General features: G+C 63.0%; 15 protein-coding genes and 1 tRNA gene. 6 read left to right on the forward strand and 10 right to left on the reverse strand.

Going from position 1 to position 17,604, the window contains the following annotated elements; genetic code table 11:
* Positions 1 to 48: 48 nt before the first annotated feature.
* Positions 49 to 399, forward strand: a complete 351-nt coding sequence (locus tag BTH42_RS20240; RefSeq protein ID WP_075302678.1) for a nucleotide pyrophosphohydrolase — start codon at positions 49 to 51, stop codon at positions 397 to 399.
* A gap of 41 nt (positions 400 to 440) precedes the next feature.
* Here the strand turns inward: BTH42_RS20240 and BTH42_RS20245 are convergent, their stop codons facing one another.
* The 9 genes from BTH42_RS20245 to recA all read right to left on the reverse strand — a co-directional run bounded on the left by BTH42_RS20245 (position 441) and on the right by recA (position 11,969).
* Complete coding sequence (locus BTH42_RS20245; protein WP_075302680.1) at positions 441 to 2,231, reverse strand: Wzy polymerase domain-containing protein; 1,791 nt, start codon at positions 2,229 to 2,231, stop codon at positions 441 to 443.
* Between the two features lie 127 nt (positions 2,232 to 2,358).
* Positions 2,359 to 4,065, reverse strand: a complete 1,707-nt coding sequence (gene ltrA, locus BTH42_RS20250) for a group II intron reverse transcriptase/maturase (protein ID WP_075302682.1) — start codon at positions 4,063 to 4,065, stop codon at positions 2,359 to 2,361.
* A 1,300-nt stretch (positions 4,066 to 5,365) separates the two neighbouring features.
* Entirely contained in the window at positions 5,366 to 5,989 is a 624-nt protein-coding gene (locus BTH42_RS20260; RefSeq protein WP_075302684.1) for a pilin, read from the reverse strand.
* 160 nt (positions 5,990 to 6,149) lie between these two features.
* Positions 6,150 to 6,854 (reverse strand): TerC family protein, encoded by a 705-nt coding sequence (locus tag BTH42_RS20265; protein ID WP_075302686.1) that lies wholly within the window; start codon positions 6,852 to 6,854, stop codon positions 6,150 to 6,152.
* 178 nt (positions 6,855 to 7,032) lie between these two features.
* Complete coding sequence (sucD, locus tag BTH42_RS20270) at positions 7,033 to 7,914, reverse strand: succinate--CoA ligase subunit alpha (RefSeq protein WP_075302688.1); 882 nt, start codon at positions 7,912 to 7,914, stop codon at positions 7,033 to 7,035.
* Between the two features lie 141 nt (positions 7,915 to 8,055).
* Entirely contained in the window at positions 8,056 to 9,225 is a 1,170-nt protein-coding gene (gene sucC / locus BTH42_RS20275) for an ADP-forming succinate--CoA ligase subunit beta (RefSeq protein WP_075302690.1), read from the reverse strand.
* A gap of 55 nt (positions 9,226 to 9,280) precedes the next feature.
* Entirely contained in the window at positions 9,281 to 9,955 is a 675-nt protein-coding gene (locus BTH42_RS20280; RefSeq protein ID WP_083654855.1) for a DUF2889 domain-containing protein, read from the reverse strand.
* 138 nt (positions 9,956 to 10,093) lie between these two features.
* Complete coding sequence (recX, locus tag BTH42_RS20285; RefSeq protein WP_075302692.1) at positions 10,094 to 10,882, reverse strand: recombination regulator RecX; 789 nt, start codon at positions 10,880 to 10,882, stop codon at positions 10,094 to 10,096.
* 7 nt (positions 10,883 to 10,889) lie between these two features.
* Positions 10,890 to 11,969, reverse strand: coding sequence for a recombinase RecA (recA, locus tag BTH42_RS20290; protein WP_075302694.1), 1,080 nt, complete (start codon positions 11,967 to 11,969; stop codon positions 10,890 to 10,892).
* Between the two features lie 253 nt (positions 11,970 to 12,222).
* Between recA and BTH42_RS20295 the strand changes: the two genes are divergently transcribed.
* The 5 genes from BTH42_RS20295 (at position 12,223) to BTH42_RS20315 (ending at position 16,992) form a co-directional block, all read left to right on the forward strand.
* The gene (locus tag BTH42_RS20295; RefSeq protein ID WP_075302696.1) at positions 12,223 to 12,966 is read left to right on the forward strand and encodes a response regulator transcription factor; all 744 of its coding nucleotides are present in this window, start codon (positions 12,223 to 12,225) and stop codon (positions 12,964 to 12,966) included.
* 9 nt (positions 12,967 to 12,975) lie between these two features.
* Positions 12,976 to 14,514: a sensor histidine kinase gene (locus BTH42_RS20300; protein ID WP_075302698.1), complete on the forward strand. Its 1,539-nt coding sequence runs from the start codon at positions 12,976 to 12,978 to the stop codon at positions 14,512 to 14,514.
* 227 nt (positions 14,515 to 14,741) lie between these two features.
* On the forward strand, positions 14,742 to 16,400 hold the full coding sequence (locus tag BTH42_RS20305) for an MFS transporter (RefSeq protein ID WP_075302700.1): 1,659 nt from the start codon (positions 14,742 to 14,744) through the stop codon (positions 16,398 to 16,400).
* Positions 16,401 to 16,486: 86 nt separating this feature from the next.
* Positions 16,487 to 16,563, forward strand: a tRNA-Met gene (locus BTH42_RS20310).
* 84 nt (positions 16,564 to 16,647) lie between these two features.
* Positions 16,648 to 16,992 carry a hypothetical protein gene (locus tag BTH42_RS20315; RefSeq protein ID WP_075302702.1) on the forward strand — a complete coding sequence of 115 codons (345 nt, stop codon included), beginning with the start codon at positions 16,648 to 16,650 and terminating at the stop codon, positions 16,990 to 16,992.
* A gap of 28 nt (positions 16,993 to 17,020) precedes the next feature.
* Here BTH42_RS20315 and BTH42_RS20320 read toward each other — a convergent pair whose 3' ends face one another.
* On the reverse strand, positions 17,021 to 17,464 hold the full coding sequence (locus BTH42_RS20320; RefSeq protein WP_075302704.1) for a MarR family winged helix-turn-helix transcriptional regulator: 444 nt from the start codon (positions 17,462 to 17,464) through the stop codon (positions 17,021 to 17,023).
* Positions 17,465 to 17,604 lie beyond the last annotated feature (140 nt).

Below are 17,604 nucleotides of genomic sequence, written 5' to 3' on the forward strand. Positions count from 1 at the left end.
GAATTAGCGCAGACTCCCGAACCATCCCGTGACGCTCAGGATAACGATATGACCCACTACGAACTGCTCGAACAGCTACTGGCGTTCCGCGAAGCGCGCGACTGGAAGCAGTTTCATACGCTGCGCAATCTGATCGTCTCGACCGGCATCGAAGCCGGCGAGCTGCTGGAGACGATTCAGTGGAAGACCGATGCGCAGATCGACACGATGCCAGGCGATCCGGAACAGATCACGAACCTGCGCCACGAATGCGCGGACGTCTTTATGTATCTGCTGCTGGTCGCGCATACCGCGGGCTTCGACCTCGTCGACGCGGCCGCGGAAAAGCTCAAGCTGAACGAGGTCCGCTATCCGGTGGATAAGGCGAAAGGGACGGCGACGAAGTATTCGGAGCTTTGATGCGGGGTTGAGGGCTGGCGGCGAAGGCCAGCCTTCCACGCTCACTCGTCGTCGCTATCCTCGTCGTCCGACTGCTCCGTGCCGGCCGCCGGCGTACCGTAACGCTTGACCAGCTCCTCCCTGAAGCCCGCGAGCGACTTCTGCTCGTCGACCAGTTGGTACAGGTAACCGAGCTGCGCCGGCCAGTCCTTCAGTTCCTCGGCAAAAATCCGCAGACGTTCGACCGTGTCGAGCGCCGCCGCGGTATCGCCGGTCAACGCCTGCAACACCGCGTAACGGCGCAGCACCGTTTCGCCCGGCAACAGCGCGATCGCGCGGCGATGCATTGCGAGCTTGCGTTGCAGGTTCAGCGGATTCATCGGCTGCAGCGTCGCGAGGCCGTAGTCGCCCCACGCGCCGAACAGGAACGACGGATCGGCGGCGTACTGCTCGGCCGGCCGCGAGCCGTAATACAGCACCTCGGCGCGCGCATAGTCGCGATACACCGGATACAGCGATGCCAGCCCGCCGAACACGACCACCGCAAACGCGCCGAGCGACACGTTCGCCGGCACCATCCGCAAGGGCCGCGTTTCGAGCAGACCGAACACGAACATCGCCGGCAGCAGGAAGAACATGTACTGCTGCGGATACTCGACCAGCGCATGCATCGTCAGCACGCCGATCAACGCGATGCCGAACACGCGAGCCGCGCTCTGCGGCGCGCGCACCACCCGCACGAGCCACGCGATCAGACCCAGCAGCACGATGCCCAGACCGATCAGACCGGTCTTCGCGAGCAGGTCGATAAAGATGTCGTGCGAGTTGTTGGCGATTTCGACGCCGCCAAGTTGCTTCACGAGTTCGAACTGATAGTTCGGGAATTCGCCCCAGCCGACGCCGATCAGCGGATGCGCCTTGAACATCGTCAGCCCGTATTTCCACAACGCGAGACGCGGCGCGATCTGGCCGGCGTCCTTGAAACGCTCGGCCGCCGACTGCCCCAGCTCGAGGTTGTAGTGCACATTGGCCCAGCGGATCAGCGCGTTGACCACGAAAAACAGCACCGCGAGCACGATCGGAATCAGCCATTCGCGGTTGCTGCGGCGCAGTTGCGCGTCGCTGCGCATCTGCGCAAACGCCATCCAGAAGCCGGCGACGACGATCACGCCCATCTGCAGCCACGGCCCGCGCGACACGGTCAGCGCGAGGCCCACCGAGAACAGCGTCGACACCAGCAGCCAGATCGGCAGCGCGATACGACGCGTTTGCACGAGATACAACGCGCCCGCCATCGCGAACGCGATATAGGTCGCGAGGTGGTTCGCCTGCGCCATGTTGCCGAACGGCCGGCGCTCGATCGTGATGTTGTACGCGACGACTAGCGGCGCGACCCGCGTCTCGAGATGAAACAGCTGGATCACCTGGCTGAACACCGCGAACAGACCGCCGACGATCAACGCCCCAGCCGCCCAGCGCAACGCGGTTTCATCGAGCTTCACGCGCGCGAAGCCGTAGCCCGCGTGCACCGCCATGAACGCGGCGAGCAGGAACCCGGCGCCGAGCCAGTTCATCGACGGCTGCTCGACCGGCAGCAAGAACGTCTGCACGACCAGCAGCAGACCGAACAGCAACGGCACCAGCGCGACCGTCGGCGACGCGAAGCTCACGCGCGGCCGCGTGGTCGCGACCAGCAGTACGACCGCGGCGCCGGTCAGCAGATACAGCGCGAGCGTGGTGAACTCGGCGTAGAAAGTCGGGATCGGGTAGGTATGGGCTGCGACCGCATAAGGCAGCACCAACGCGAGAGCCAGCAGAACGAGAGACAGGTAACGCGCGAAAGGGGTGGGCATCGAATCAACGGGTGGGCGTCAGGTAGGGTAGCCCCCCTTCCTTGCGGAAGAGGGGCCCCCTAAGAACCGTACGTGCGAGTTTCCCCGCATACGGCTCAAGCCTACATATTTCTTTTACAAAGCCCCGTCAGTGCAGCGACGGAGCCGGCTTAGTTACCACGAGTTTACCAACGTGTACCTGCCGGTGGCAGTCGGGGTGTAGCAAAACCCTGTTGGACAGAGCGTCGGTCCCACCATGCATCCGATATTCCAAATGATGGTCGTGCCAACTGGTCTCGTTCGTCAGAGCCCAGCCACAGTGCGCGCACAATCCGCCCTGTGACTTGTACAGCGCCACCCATTGCTTGCGATAGCGCATCGAGTACTCCATGCGATCTTGCCGCAATTGCTCGCTGTACTGCTCCCACAATGGATCAAATGGATTGAACTCCCCTTTGACCTTCCTGTGGCGCCTGATGTCCGTACCGCTGATCTGGTACAACTCAAGCAAACCCTTGCTGCCGTCCTCTTGAACTACGGGAACGGCGAACACCCAATGCCGATTACCAATCGAGTGAAAGTACTTCCGTCTCACCCACTCGGCGCTCTTGTGTGGATGCCTCCGTTTCGACCACCGCCAGAGTCGATAAAACACCAACGACTCCATACGGCTATATGCCTGCTTGGCAACCACGGGGCTGTGATATTGCGCCCAGCCTCGTAGCATCGGATTCAGCAATCGGATCAACTCCTCCTGCTTTACCGCCTTGTGACCGCTGATCGTATCCGCCACCTTGCGGTAGAACGTCTGCACGTTCTTCCTGCTCGGCTTGATGAGCAGCGTCCCCGAATACTTACGGAAATTCCACCCAAGGAAATCAAAGCCTTCGTCAATGTGAACGATACGGGTCTTCTCCTCCGATAGTTGCAGTCCCCGTACTTCAAGGAAGGCTTCTATCCAAGGCCGGACTTCGCGTTCCAGCATCTCTTTCGAGTCGCTGGTGATAACGAAGTCGTCCGCGTATCGCACCACATTTACTTTCAGCTTCTTCGCTTTCCCGATCCCAAATTTCGCACCAAGGTGCGCAATCAGTTCACGTTCCAGCCCGTTCAACGTCACGTTTGCCAGCGTCGGGGAGATGATGCCTCCCTGCGGCGTACCGGCCGCCGTCGCCTGTAGCTGCCCTTTGTAAATCAGGCCAGCCTTCAGCCATTTGCGGAGGATCACGCTGTCCATCGGGACATGGTTTTCCAGCCACTTATGGTTGATATGGTCAAAGCATCCCTTGATATCCGCCTCAAGTACCCATTGCGCTGAACTGCGACGGGCCATGACAACGAAAATTTGAGACATGGCATCAGCTGTCGAACGGTTGAGCCTGAACCCATAGGAGTTCGGGTCACTCGTCGACTCTGCTACCGGCTCCAAGCCCAGCAGATACAGGGCTTGCATCGCCCTGTCCCGCATGGTCGGAATGCCCAGAGGGCGCTCCTTCCCATTGGCTTTGGGGATAAAGACCCTCCGTAAAGGCAGAGGCTTATATCCATGCCGCTTCAACCTGCCGACAGCAAGCCATCGGCTTTCAGGCGAGTCCCATAGCTCGCGATCGACTCCAGCCGTTCGCGCACCCTGGTTCTGCGTAACACGTCGCACCGCATACAGCTTTGCGGACAACGTGCGGGTCAGCATCCGTTGCAAGGCTTTCACCCTGCGCCAGTTACCTTCCCGCGTCGCCTTCGCAATTCGAATCTGCATCCCTCTCACGTTCCGCTCAACTCGACGCCAATCGACGGCGTGCCAGTTGTCCGGCGCGTGGGAAAGCGCAGATCCAGTCTTCTGACCAGATACTTTCATGCTGCTCTCCTACCTTGGATTAGATCCCCGGCAGAAGGCGCATCTCCCCCAGCGGGGAAGACACACCCCGCTGGGGAACAACAGACACCTCAATATGAGCGCATGCACTCATATCTCGGACAAACTCCTCAATACGGGCGCATGCGCCCGCATCTAACCAAGTTACAGAGGGTAGTCAGCCGTCTTGCGACGGTAGACCAGACGGAAGTCTGCCCGCTTTCGCGTAGGGTGATGTTCCAACCCCTATCCGGACCGTTACAGCCCGACCTTCGCTTTTTCCGTCCTCCCATACCTGCACAATCAACAGCGTCCCTTGCGGTTCGCTTGCCAGCCTGACTGCGCTGGCAACCATACAGGCTTACCACGTTCCCGGCATGTCACACGACTGACGTAGGTTCCGCCTCTTCCCCGGTGGCTAAGTGACGACGTAATCCGACGGTTGAGCGAATTAACCAGCCACGTACCTTTTGGTTAGAGCCCAATGTTCAAGCAGCTTTGGCTCCTCAGTGCTTACGAGGTTTATCAGCAGTTCACTTACGTTAACCCTATCAGCCAGCCTAGCTCCTCAACCCCCATGCTGCTGGGAGTATCCAGATCGCTCCTCGCGGACTCGATCTGCCCGAAACATCCGAGGGCTACATTGTCAGAAGAGCTTCATACCCCACCGTTGCCAGTGACGCATGTCTTCCTAGGCTACTGCTGGTCGTACAGCAGGTTCACTTTCCTCGCCGTCCAACTGACGAGGCCAAACAATGACACACCGAGCTTTCGCTCGTATCGGTTCGCGAATCCATTGCCGCTGACGGCGCAGGAATTGCATACATCACTCCACCCTGTCGGCGGAGATGAAGCCGCTGACGGGGCGGAACCTGACGGTAATCAGGTCAATGCAATGCGAGCTCTCGGAGAATATGCTCTACCGAGACTCGTATGAACGAGACCCAGCAAACCTCTACCGGCTCTCGCTTCGCTAACAGAGATACCCCGCTTCTGAGCAGTTGCGTCGAAGGACTCGCGCCCCTTCCCGATGCTCCACGTGATATCTTCGCGACCGGTTAGGCTCATACTGACGCCTCCTTTGCCGCTAGTCGATGCCCCTTACGTTGGGGCTACCCGGACACGAGCGTGCGTGTCGCACCAACCGGCGCACTATACAAAAAATTCCTTGCGCTGTGCGCCGGCCCGGCCGAAATAGACGAAAAATCAGCCTATTAGGTGGCGGCTTCGCGTCGTTGAGTCCCCCGCTGTGCCGCCTATTGCGCGGCAGTTTCTTGCGCGTTACGCCGGCCCGTTCGTCGACTTACGAACGGCATTCGGGCGGCGCCAGATTGGCCGCGAGCGTCGGCGCTTCCGCGGGTGCGGGTCCCGCGCCTGGCGCAGGCAGCGACGACGCGCTCTTGCCGCTCACGAAGCATTCCCACGTCAGCGCGCCGCTGAGCACCGCGTCCCGGGCCAACGCAACGCGCGCAGTCGGCGCGTCCGCGCTGTCCGGCACCGACGGCACCAGCGCCAACGTGTTCGCCCCCGCCTGCGCGACGCGCGTCGTGTAGGTCACGGTGATCTGCCCGGTGTCTTCGTCGATCAGGATCGACTCGACATTGCGGGTGGCCGGCGGCGATGTGTAACCGCCGCCGAACGCATTGCCGCTCGCGGCGTTTTCGGCCACCGCAAGCCGCGCCGAGGCCGCCAGCGACAGCCCTTCGCCGACCCGGCTGCGCGCCAGATAGTCCTGGTACGCGGGAATCGCATAGGCGGCGATCACGCCGACGATCGCTAGCACGATCATCAGTTCGATCAGCGTGAAGCCGACGCCGCAGCGGCGGCACACGCGCAACAGGCGCCTTTGCCAGCCGGCGCGCCACCATGCGTGGCGCGGCGAATGCTTCGATTGGGAGTAAGGGGAATACGGCAGGGTCACGATCATCGGCAGCCTCCTGATACGAAAAACGCCTGCCCCGCGGATCGGGAACAGGCGTTTTAATCGTAGCGAGCGAGGCTCGCGCGGCACAGTCGGCCGGATGGCCAGGCTTGTGCTCGGGTGGCGTTACGAGGTAGGCGTGGAATCGATAGGCGCCGGCGCGCGATCAAACCGCCGCGCGTCGCGCATTCCGCCGCTTGAGCAGATACCCAACGAGCACCACGAACAACGCCCCCGCGACACTCATCCCATACTCGGCGACCGGCGAGTCGAGGACCGGCCAGCGATCGCCCGCCGGGTCGTTGACCATCAGCCCGCCGGCGATCCAGCCGAGCAGCGCCGCGCCGAACAGCACGACGACCGGGAAGCGATCGAGCAGCTTCAGGATCAGCTGACTGCCCCACACGATCAGCGGAATGCTGACGACGAGGCCGAAGATCACCAGCGCCAGCCGGTGCTCGTGCTCGGCGGCCTCGGCCGCGCCGGCGATCGCGATCACGTTGTCGACGCTCATCACCGCGTCCGCGACGATGATCGTCTTGATCGCCGAAATCAGCTTGTCGGCCGGCTTCACGTTGTCATGCCCGTCGTGCGCCGGCGCGAGCAGACGCACGCCGATCCACAGCAGCAGAATGCCGCCGGCGAATTTCAGGAACGGCACGTCGAGCAGCGCGACCGCGAACGCGATCAGCACCACCCGCAACAGGATCGCTCCGGCGGTGCCCCACAGCACGCCGCGCAGGCGCTGCTGCGGCGGCAGATTGCGGCATGCGAGCGCGATCACGACCGCGTTATCGCCGCCGAGCAGGATATCGATGACGATGATCTGGAACACCGCGCCCCAATGGAGCGTCGAGAAGAATTCGAGCATGAGAAACGCTTGGAAAAAGTCTGTCGGGGCGAGCGCAGCAGCGGGCGCATCCACGGCCAACCGTAGGGACGAAAAAAAGCGGGGGAGTCTGCACTCCCCCGCTTTTCGGGACCGCCCGCTCACGAAAGGACCTCGTAAGCGTATCAAAATCGCGTGCGCGGGGCACGCGAATTCGTTTTTACAGCATCGCCTTCAGAAGACGCGCCATTTCCGACGGGTTCTTCGTGACCTTGATACCGCATGCGTCCATGATTTCCAGCTTCGCGTCAGCGGTGTCAGCACCGCCCGAGATCAGCGCGCCGGCGTGGCCCATGCGCTTGCCCGGAGGCGCCGTGACGCCAGCGATGAAGCCGACCACCGGCTTCTTCATGTTGTCCTTGATCCAGTGCGCAGCGTTCGCTTCGTCCGGACCGCCGATCTCGCCGATCATGATGACGGCGTCCGTATCCGGATCGTCGTTGAACATCTTCATCACGTCGATGTGCTTCAGACCGTTGATCGGGTCGCCGCCGATACCGACTGCCGACGACTGGCCGAGGCCGATCGCGGTCAGCTGGCCGACTGCTTCATACGTCAGCGTGCCCGAACGCGACACGACGCCGATGCGGCCCTTGCGGTGGATGTGACCCGGCATGATGCCGATCTTCAGTTCGTCCGGCGTGATCGTGCCCGGGCAGTTCGGTCCGAGCAGCAGCGTCTTGCGGTTTTCGCGACGCATACGGTCCTTGATCTCGATCATGTCGCGGACGGGGATGCCTTCCGTGATACAGATTGCGAGATCCAGGTCGGCTTCGACTGCTTCCCAGATTGCAGCAGCAGCGCCTGCCGGCGGAACGTAAATCACCGACACGGTCGCGCCCGTTTCAGCCTTGGCTTCAGCGACGCTAGCGTAGATAGGAATGCCTTCGAAATCTTCGCCGGCGCGCTTCGGGTTCACGCCCGCGACGTACGCTTCGCGGCCGTTTGCGTATTCACGGCAAGCACGCGTGTGGAACTGACCGGTCTTGCCGGTGATGCCCTGCGTGATGACCTTGGTGTCTTTGTTGATCAGAATCGACATGTATTGACCTCTGTTCGTTTGGTGTCGCGCGGTGGCGCCGCGAGGCGTGCCGTTGCACGCCCGCGTCGCTCGCGCGCCACCATTCGTAGACCAGGCAAGTGAGCTGGCCGATGAGCTGGTAAACGCGCTGGGGGCTTAGGCTTACGCCTTGCCCGCTGCGGCCGCGACGACCTTCTGAGCCGCTTCTTCCATGCTGTCCGCCGAGATGATCGGCAGGCCGGATTCGGCGAGCATCTTCTTGCCCAGATCTTCGTTCGTGCCCTTCATGCGGACCACCAGCGGCACCTTCAGCGACACAGCCTTCGACGCTGCGATCACGCCTTCCGCGATCACGTCGCAGCGCATGATGCCGCCGAAGATGTTGACCAGAATCGCGGTCAGGTTCGGGTTCTTCAGCATGATCTTGAACGCTTCGGTGACCTTCTCGGTCGTCGCGCCACCGCCGACGTCGAGGAAGTTCGCCGGTTCGCCGCCGAACAGCTTGATGGTGTCCATCGTTGCCATTGCGAGGCCTGCGCCGTTCACGAGGCAGCCGATGTTGCCGTCGAGCGAGATGTACGCGAGGTCGAACTTCGAAGCTTCGACTTCAGCCGGATCTTCTTCGTCCAGATCGCGGTAAGCGACGATTTCCGGGTGACGGAACAGCGCGTTCGAGTCGAAGTTGAACTTCGCGTCGAGTGCGATGACCTTGCCGTCGCCGGTCAGGATCAGCGGGTTGATTTCCGCGAGCGATGCGTCGGTTTCCCAGAATGCCTTGTACAGGCCTTGCAGGATCGCGCGTGCTTGCGGGATCGAAGCGTCGGGCACGCCGATCTTCTTCGCGAGGTCGTCGGCTTCGGCGTCCTTCAGGCCGGTCGACGGATCGACTGCAACCTTGTGGATCAGCTCAGGCGTCTTTTCCGCGACTTCTTCGACGTCCATACCGCCTTCGCTCGATGCCATCACGACGATCTTCTGCGACACGCGATCGATCACGAGACCGACATACAGTTCCTTCTTGATGTCAGCGCCTTCTTCGATCAGCAGGCGATTCACCTTCTGGCCTTCCGGACCGGTCTGGTGCGTGACGAGCTGCATGCCGAGGATCTGGTTCGAGTATTCGCGAACCTGTTCCAGCGACTTGGCGACCTTCACGCCGCCGCCCTTGCCACGGCCACCCGCGTGGATCTGAGCCTTCACGACCCAAACCGGGCCGCCGAGCTCTTCCGCGGCCTTGACCGCATCATCCACCGAGAAGACCGGCTTGCCGCGCGGTACCGCGACGCCGAATTTCCGCAGGATTTCCTTACCCTGGTACTCGTGAATCTTCATGCGTGATTCCCTTCAGTCTGAGAGTTGGATTGAACTTCGATTCCGCCGCCGCCATTCAGGCCGACGCGCTGCCGCTTTCTTCACGAACCGGCGTCTCGCCCGACGAGGCCGCGCGTTCCGCCGGACGCGGTGCGTGGCCATACCAGCGCGGATAGAACTGTTTCACCGCCTCGCCGTCGAAACGCAGCGCATGGCAGCGTCCCAACTGGAATGGCGGTTTGTCGTTGGAATGTTCGCCTGTGCCGTCCGCCGCTGCATCCGCCGAATCCGCGTCCGCGCCCGGCTTGCTGTCACCGGTGTTCCACACGTCGCCGGCGAACGCCTGGATCGCGGCGGTCGGCAAGATTGCGCACAACTCGGTGAGATGCGTGCAACCGGCCGTGCCGGCCAGCAAACGGGCAGCATCGCGACGGAAGTTGTGGAACAGATTGAGCCCGATGAGGGCACGGTAGGCGGGATTGCTGGTCTGGCACAACCCCGGATAGGGAACCCAGTCGGACGACGCCTCGGCGTCGACGACATTGAGCTCTCGATCGATGGTGATGCGAAGCCAGAGTTCATGGATCGGCTGACCATTTGGCCGGACACCCGACGCAAGCGCCACGTCACGCGGCTTTTCGTCGGTCAGGCACGCTTCCACATCCCACAGGCCATCGGCTCGCTCAAAGGCTTCCGCTCGGATTGCGCGACGATGGCGCAACTGACGGGACACTGGCTGGGAGAGCGGCATGCGGGAAGGAAAGACCGGATTGGAAAACCTCTGGATTTTAGCATAACGGGTATTTGGGATACCCCGGATTGCGCACGACTGTGCGGCGATGCGCGGCGTGTGAATTGCCCGGCTCCTGCTGTTGCCGCAACCGCTGCGCTAGCCACCTTCCCAGAGGTCTTCGATGCCCTTCAGGATCTTGCCGATCGTCGCGCCGGAAAAGCCGCGCGACGCCAGAAAACGCGCCTGCTTAGCACGCTCGGCCGGGGTCTGGGGAAGCTGCCCGAACTTCCTGTTCCACACCGCATGCGCGCGCGTGAGTTCGGTTTCGCGCAGCTGCGCGGTGGCCTCTTCGACGAGCGTCGGGTTCAGCGCGTGTTGTTTGAGTTCGCCGAGAATGCGGCTGGTGCCGAGCCGCGATGCGCGCCGGTGGACGAGGCTTTCCGCGAAGCGTGAATCGGATAGCCAGTTTTCGGCCTCGAGTGAATCGAGCACCGTGTCGAGCGAGTCGGTTTCTTCGACGTAGGGCTTCAGCTTGCGCGCGAGTTCCGCGCGGCTGTATTCGCGGCGCGACAGATAGCCAAGTGCGCGGCCCTTCAGCGAACGGGTTGGGCGCTGGGATTTCGACGGTTCGTCGGCGGACTGGCCCGGCTTCGCTTCGCCGGGTTGGCGGCGCGAACGGGTGTAGGTGGTTTCGGCGGGAGCTTCGGAGAAATCCGCGCTTGCCGATGCGGGAGACGATCGCGAGGATGTCGACCGCGTACGCTGCGGACCACGGCCCGCGGCGCGATCGTGTGCGTCGAAAGATTCGAACGGGTCGAATGAGTCGAGGTGATCTGGCGGAGCGCCGGCGGATGAACCCCGGTCATGAGGTGATTCATCCGCCGGGTCGCGCGGGCCGCCCGGATAGCGTCCGGAACCGGACAACGGACGGCCTTTGCGTATCACGTGATGCTTACTCTTCTTCGCCCGCGATTTCTTCAGCGTCTGCGCCGTTCACGGCGTCCGCCATTGCGGTGACGCCCAGCGATTCGCGGATGCGGTTTTCGATTTCACGCGCGATCTCCGGATTTTCGCGCAGGAATTCACGCGCGTTGTCCTTGCCCTGACCGATCCGTTCGCCGTTGTAGCTGTACCATGCGCCAGCCTTGTCGACGATCTTCGCCTGCACGCCGAGGTCGATGATTTCGCCCTGACGCGAAATACCCTCGCCGTACAGGATGTCGAAAATCGCTTCGCGGAAAGGCGGCGACACCTTGTTCTTGACGACCTTCACGCGCGTTTCGTTGCCGATCACTTCGTCGTTCTTCTTGATCGAACCGATACGGCGAATGTCCAGACGCACTGATGCGTAGAACTTCAGCGCGTTACCGCCCGTGGTGGTTTCGGGGTTGCCGAACATCACGCCGATCTTCATACGGATCTGGTTGATGAAGATCACGAGGCAGTTCGTACGCTTGATCGTGCCGGTCAGCTTGCGCAGCGCCTGCGACATCAGACGTGCCTGCAGACCCGGCAGCGAGTCGCCCATTTCGCCTTCGATTTCAGCCTTCGGCACCAGCGCCGCGACCGAGTCGATCACGATCATGTCGATCGAGCCCGAGCGCACCAGCGCGTCGGCGATTTCGAGCGCCTGTTCACCGGTGTCCGGCTGCGAGACCAGCAGGTCGGCGACGTTCACGCCGAGCTTGCCCGCGTACTGGATGTCCAGCGCGTGTTCCGCGTCGATGAACGCCGCGGTGCCGCCGAGCTTCTGCATTTCGGCGATGACCTGCAGCGTCAGCGTGGTTTTACCGGACGATTCCGGACCGTAGATTTCGACCACACGGCCACGCGGCAAACCGCCGACGCCCAGTGCGATGTCGAGGCCGAGCGAACCAGTCGAGACGACCTGGATGTCTTCGACTGCCTCACCTGCGCCGAGCCGCATGACCGACCCTTTGCCGAACTGCTTTTCGATCTGCGCGAGCGCGGCGGCCAGTGCCTTGCTCTTTTCAGCAGTCAGTCCAGCCGAGCCTTTCTTGCTTTCTTCCATGAATCGTCCTTTGCTATGATGAACGGCGTCTGAGGCAGGTGTGCGCCCGGTTTTCAGCCAGATTTGGCGTGATTCTGAGGAACAGCACACGAAACGCAGACACTGTATAAAAAAACAGTAGTTTTGGCAAGCGGGATTGTCATGCGAACGCGCATTTTTGCTGTCGCGCCGCCCCAACTACTCACAATCATTGTTCGGAGACCGCTGCGCGCCGCGGCAAGCCCACGGTGCCGGCAAAGCCAGCTGGCGCATCATGCGAATTCTGATAGCCGAAGACGACAGCATACTCGCGGACGGTCTGGTTCGATCACTCCGCCAATCGGCCTATGCGGTCGATCACGTGAAAAGCGGCGTGGAAGCCGACACCGCGTTGTCAATGCAGACGTTCGACCTGCTGATCCTCGATCTGGGCCTGCCGCGCATGTCCGGACTCGAAGTGCTGCGGCGTCTGCGCGCGCGCAATTCGAACCTGCCGGTGCTGATCCTGACCGCCGCCGACAGCGTCGACGAACGCGTGAAAGGTCTCGACCTCGGCGCCGACGACTACATGGCCAAACCGTTCGCGCTGAACGAACTCGAAGCGCGCGTGCGGGCGCTAACCCGGCGCGGCGCGGGCGGCGGCCCGACCGTCACGCGGCACGGTTCGCTGTCGTTCGATCAGGTCGGCCGGATCGCGTACGTGAACGAGCAGGTGATCGATCTGTCGGCACGCGAACTCGGTCTGCTCGAAGTACTGCTGCAACGAATCGGCCGGCTGGTCTCGAAGGAGCAGCTCGTCGACCATCTGTGCGAATGGGGCGAGGAAGTCAGCAACAACGCGATCGAGGTGTACGTGCACCGGCTGCGCAAGAAAATCGAGCCGAGCGGCGTGCGCATCATCACCGTGCGGGGGCTCGGCTACTGCCTCGAAAAGGCCGCGCCGGCCTCCCCCGCCGCCGAGCCTCCTGCCACGCCGCCCGCGTCCGCCGCGATGCCGGCGAGCCACCACTATAAGTAGAGGGCCGCGATGTCCGCACGCGCAGATCGCGCCACGGCGCACGCGGCGGACCTCGACGAGGCGCGCGACGCCCGCTACGCGAACCCGTTCGCCCCACCCGACGAAACCGAAGCCGCCGCCGAGGCGCGCCCCCGCTCGCTGTTCGGCGAGATTCTCGACTGGATGCTCGCGCCGCTGCTGTTGCTGTGGCCGATGAGCCTCGCGGTCACCTATCTGGTCGCCAAATCGATCGCCAACGGGCCGTTCGACCGCGCGCTCGAAACCGATGCCTACGTGCTCGCGCGCCAGATCCATCCGGTCAACGGCGTCGCCGAGCTGACGCTGCCCGAGTCGACCCGCGACTTCCTGCGCGCGGACAACGTCGACAGCGTGTTTTTCCAGGTGCTCGGCACGCGCGGAGAGCTGGTCGCCGGCGAGCGCGACATGCCTCTGCCGCACGAGGAAGACCGGCCGCAGGCGGGGATCGTCGAATTTCGCGACGACGTGCTGCGCGGCAACGACATCCGCGTCGCGTATACGACCGTCGAGTTTCCGCAGACGCCCGGCGCGCAGCCGGTGCTGGTGCAGGTCGCCGAGACGCTCGACAAGCGCAGCGCGCTCGCCAACGACATCATCAAGGGCGTGATCCTGCCGCAGTTCGTGATCCTGCCGCTCGCGATCCTGCTGGTGTGGTTCGGCCTGTCGCGCGGGCTCGAGCCGCTGCACGCGCTGCAGGCGCACATCCGCGCGCGCCGCCCGGACGATCTGTCGCCGCTCGAAGCGCGCCGCGCGCCGCCGGAAATCGAGCCGCTGGTGACCTCATTCAACGACCTGCTCACGCGCCTCGAACAGAACATGGAGCTGCAGAAGCGCTTTATCGCCGACGCCGCGCATCAGATGAAAACTCCGCTCGCCGGCCTGCGCACCCAGGCCGAGCTGGCGCTGCGGCAGGATGCGTCGGCCGAGGTGCATCGCTCGCTCGAACAGATCGCGACCAGTTCGGAACACGCGGCGCGGCTCGTCACGCAGTTGCTCGCGCTGGCCCGCGCGGAGAACCGCCGCTCCGGGCATATCTTCACGCCGGTCGAGCTCGGCGAACTCGCGCGCAACGCGGTGCGCGAGTGGGTGCAGCCGGCGCTCGCCAAGCAGATGGACCTCGGCTACGAAGCGCCCGACGAGCCGGTCGAAGTCGACGGCAATCCGGTGATGCTGCGCGAGATGCTCGCGAATCTGATCGACAACGCGATCCGCTACACGCCCGCGGGCGGCCGCATCACCGTGCGGGTGCGGCACGATGCGCCCGCGCGACTCGTGCATCTCGAAGTCGAGGACACCGGCCTCGGCATTCCGGTTGCGGAGCGCTCGCGGGTGGTCGAGCGCTTCTACCGGATTCTCGGCCGCGAAGGTGACGGCAGCGGACTGGGTCTCGCGATCGTGCGCGAGATCGCCGCGATGCACGGCGGCGAGCTGACGATCGACGACAACGTCTACCAGGAAGCGCCGCGGCTCGCCGGCACGCTGGTGCGCGTCAGTCTGCACCAGCTCGAACGGGGACGGGACTTACCCTAACCCGGGCGGCTGTCAGTAATTCAGGACAGACAATTTTGAGATGCTTCGAAGCACGTTGCAGCACGTTCGCGGCGAATTTCGAGAAATTGTCGACCGGTTCGGCGGCATAGCGAACTACCCTGGGTCGCGCCACCGCGTCAGAACGCCGTAAGTTTCCGCTCCAATAATCGGTTGCACGGGAACGCCTGGACCGGCGTCCGTGTGCATATCAATATTGGAGACGACATATGGCTACCGTTGGCGGGCAAATCTCGCACGTGCCGATGACGCGCGATGAGAAGCGGGTGATCTTCGCATCGTCGCTGGGCACGGTTTTCGAGTGGTACGACTTTTATCTGGCCGGCTCGCTCGCGGCCTTCATCAGCAAAAGCTTCTTCTCCGGCGTGAACCCCACCGCGGGCTTCATCTTCACGCTGCTCAGCTTCGCCGCGGGCTTCGCGGTCCGGCCGTTCGGCGCGATCGTGTTCGGCCGGCTCGGCGACATGGTCGGGCGCAAGTACACGTTCCTGATCACGATCGTCATCATGGGTCTGTCGACGTTCCTCGTCGGCTTCCTGCCCGGCTATGCGACGATCGGCATCGCGGCGCCGGTGATCTTCATCGCGATGCGGCTGCTGCAGGGCCTCGCGCTCGGCGGCGAGTACGGCGGCGCCGCGACCTACGTGGCCGAACACGCGCCGGCGGGACGCCGCGGCTTCTACACCGCGTGGATCCAGACCACCGCGACGCTCGGCCTGTTCCTGTCGCTGCTGGTGATTCTCGGCGTGCGCACGGCGATGGGCGAAGACGCGTTCGGCGCATGGGGCTGGCGCATTCCGTTTATCGTGTCGATCCTGCTGCTGGCGGTGTCGGTGTGGATTCGTCTGCAACTGCATGAATCGCCGGTGTTCGAGCGTATCAAGGCCGAGGGCAAGACCTCGAAGGCGCCGCTGTCCGAAGCGTTCGGCCAGTGGAAGAACCTGAAGGTCGTGATTCTCGCGCTGATCGGCCTGACCGCCGGCCAGGCCGTGGTCTGGTACACGGGCCAGTTCTACACGCTGTTCTTCCTGACGCAGACGCTGAAGGTCGACGGCGCGAGCTCCAACATCATGATCGCGCTCGCGCTGCTGATCGGCACGCCGTTCTTCCTGTTCTTCGGCTCGCTGTCGGACCGGATCGGCCGCAAGCCGATCATCATGGCCGGCCTGCTGATCGCCGCGCTGACCTACTTCCCGCTGTTCAAGGCGCTCACGCACTACACGAACCCGGCGCTCGAAGCGGCAACCGCCAAGTCGCCGATCGTCGTGATCGCCGATCCGGCCGAGTGCTCGTTCCAGTTCAACCCGGTGGGCACCGCGAAGTTCACGAGCTCGTGCGATATCGCGAAGGGCGCGCTGTCGCGTGCCGGCCTGAACTATGACAACGTCGCGGCGCCGGCGGGCACGATGGCGCAGATTCGCGTCGGCGACACGGTGGTCAACACGTTCGACGGCCGCGCCGCCGATGCGAAGGAGCAGGGCAAGAAGTTCGAGGCGACGCTGGCCGCGACGCTGAAGGCCGCCGGCTACCCGCCGAAGGCCGATCCGGCGCAGATCAACTGGCCGATGACGATCGTGGTCCTGACGATCCTCGTGATCTACGTGACGATGGTCTATGGTCCGATCGCGGCGATGCTGGTCGAGATGTTCCCGACGCGGATCCGCTATACGTCGATGTCGCTGCCGTATCACATCGGCAACGGCTGGTTCGGCGGCTTCCTGCCGGCGACCGCGTTCGCGATCGTCGCAACGAAGGGCAACATCTACTCGGGGCTGTGGTATCCGATCGTGATCGCGCTGGTAACCTTCGTGATCGGCATGCTGTTCGTGCGGGAGACCAAGGACTCGGACATCTACGCGCAGGACTGAAACGCGGGCTGACCGAGGTGTCTTAAAAAAGATGTGCGACGGGGGTTGACAGCCCCCATCTTCACCAGCATAATCTCGCTTCTTTCGGCGAATTAGCTCAGTCGGTTAGAGCGACGGAATCATAATCCGCAGGTCCGGGGTTCGAGTCCCTGATTCGCCACCAGCATCAAGAAAAAGCCGCTGTCTCACAAGGACAGCGGCTTTTTTGTTTTTGCTCGCAGAAACGTAACTTCAAGGAGGTTCCCTGATGACGTTCCGCACCGCCGCGTTCGCCGCCACCGCTGCTGCGATCACGCTTGCCGGCACGACCGCCCTCACCGCTCAGGCCCAAACCCCGACCACCTCCAACGATCAGTGGCGCGCCGCCTCGACCACCCTCGCGACGCTGCTGCAGGACGGCTACAAGATCGTTGCTGTGGTGAACAACGGTGCGCACGGCAACGCCGCTCCCGCCGACACGATCTTCGTGCAGCGCGATCAAAGCGCGTTCAAATGCATCGACCCGCAGCAGCCCGATCCGAAAGCCAAAGCGCCGGCCTGTTACGAACTGGTGCCGCCGGGTGGCGCCGCACCGGCCTCGGAATCGAAGTAACGACCCGCAATCGAAGTAACGCGCCGCGTCAGCGATCCACCAGCCGGCTCAAATTCCCCCGCACCCGCTGCAGCATCGCGATCAACTGCGCGACCTCTTCATCGCTAAACCCGCTCAGCGCTTCGAACGCGACTTCGTCGCCGACCTTGCGCGCCTTGCCGAGCGTACGCTCCGCCTTCTCCGTCATCCGCACCTGGCGTTCGCGCCGGTCCTGCGGATTGGCGGTCCGTTCGATCCAGCCGCCCTCCTCCATCCGGTCGAGCAGCCGCCCCGCCGAGATCGGCGCGACTTCCAGCAGATCCGCGAGTCGCGCCTGATTGATGTCGCCGTAATGGCTGAGGTACGCGAGCACGCGGCACTGCGCGCGCGTCAGATCGACCGACGACTTCGCGAGATCGTCGAAACGCTTGCCCGACAGCCGGCCGACGTCGGAAATCAGGAAGCCGAAGCGTTCTTCGAATTGGGTTTTCATGCGCCGGATTATACGGAAGCACTTCGCGGAAGCACTCCGGCCTTCAACTCCACCGCACCGGCCTTAAAACCTCCGCACAACCCCCGATAGCGGAAACCCGTATCGTCGATATACTAAGCATGCTTACTATATCGACGATC

This window comes from Burkholderia sp. SRS-W-2-2016 (assembly GCF_001931485.1).
Classification (GTDB): Bacteria; Pseudomonadota; Gammaproteobacteria; order Burkholderiales; family Burkholderiaceae; genus Paraburkholderia.

Excerpts from the sequence above, each read along its gene's own strand:
- BTH42_RS20240 (WP_075302678.1), top strand. The coding sequence starts at position 49 with ATGACCCACTACGAACTGCTCGAACAGCTACTGGCGTTCCGCGAAGCG.
- BTH42_RS20245 (WP_075302680.1), bottom strand. The coding sequence starts at position 2,231 with ATGCCCACCCCTTTCGCGCGTTACCTGTCTCTCGTTCTGCTGGCTCTC.
- ltrA (WP_075302682.1), bottom strand. The coding sequence starts at position 4,065 with ATGAAAGTATCTGGTCAGAAGACTGGATCTGCGCTTTCCCACGCGCCG.
- BTH42_RS20260 (WP_075302684.1), bottom strand. The coding sequence starts at position 5,989 with ATGATCGTGACCCTGCCGTATTCCCCTTACTCCCAATCGAAGCATTCG.
- BTH42_RS20265 (WP_075302686.1), bottom strand. The coding sequence starts at position 6,854 with ATGCTCGAATTCTTCTCGACGCTCCATTGGGGCGCGGTGTTCCAGATC.
- sucD (WP_075302688.1), bottom strand. The coding sequence starts at position 7,914 with ATGTCGATTCTGATCAACAAAGACACCAAGGTCATCACGCAGGGCATC.
- sucC (WP_075302690.1), bottom strand. The coding sequence starts at position 9,225 with ATGAAGATTCACGAGTACCAGGGTAAGGAAATCCTGCGGAAATTCGGC.
- BTH42_RS20280 (WP_083654855.1), bottom strand. The coding sequence starts at position 9,955 with ATGCCGCTCTCCCAGCCAGTGTCCCGTCAGTTGCGCCATCGTCGCGCA.
- recA (WP_075302694.1), bottom strand. The coding sequence starts at position 11,969 with ATGGAAGAAAGCAAGAAAGGCTCGGCTGGACTGACTGCTGAAAAGAGC.
- BTH42_RS20295 (WP_075302696.1), top strand. The coding sequence starts at position 12,223 with ATGCGAATTCTGATAGCCGAAGACGACAGCATACTCGCGGACGGTCTG.
- BTH42_RS20300 (WP_075302698.1), top strand. The coding sequence starts at position 12,976 with ATGTCCGCACGCGCAGATCGCGCCACGGCGCACGCGGCGGACCTCGAC.
- BTH42_RS20305 (WP_075302700.1), top strand. The coding sequence starts at position 14,742 with ATGGCTACCGTTGGCGGGCAAATCTCGCACGTGCCGATGACGCGCGAT.
- BTH42_RS20315 (WP_075302702.1), top strand. The coding sequence starts at position 16,648 with ATGACGTTCCGCACCGCCGCGTTCGCCGCCACCGCTGCTGCGATCACG.
- BTH42_RS20320 (WP_075302704.1), bottom strand. The coding sequence starts at position 17,464 with ATGAAAACCCAATTCGAAGAACGCTTCGGCTTCCTGATTTCCGACGTC.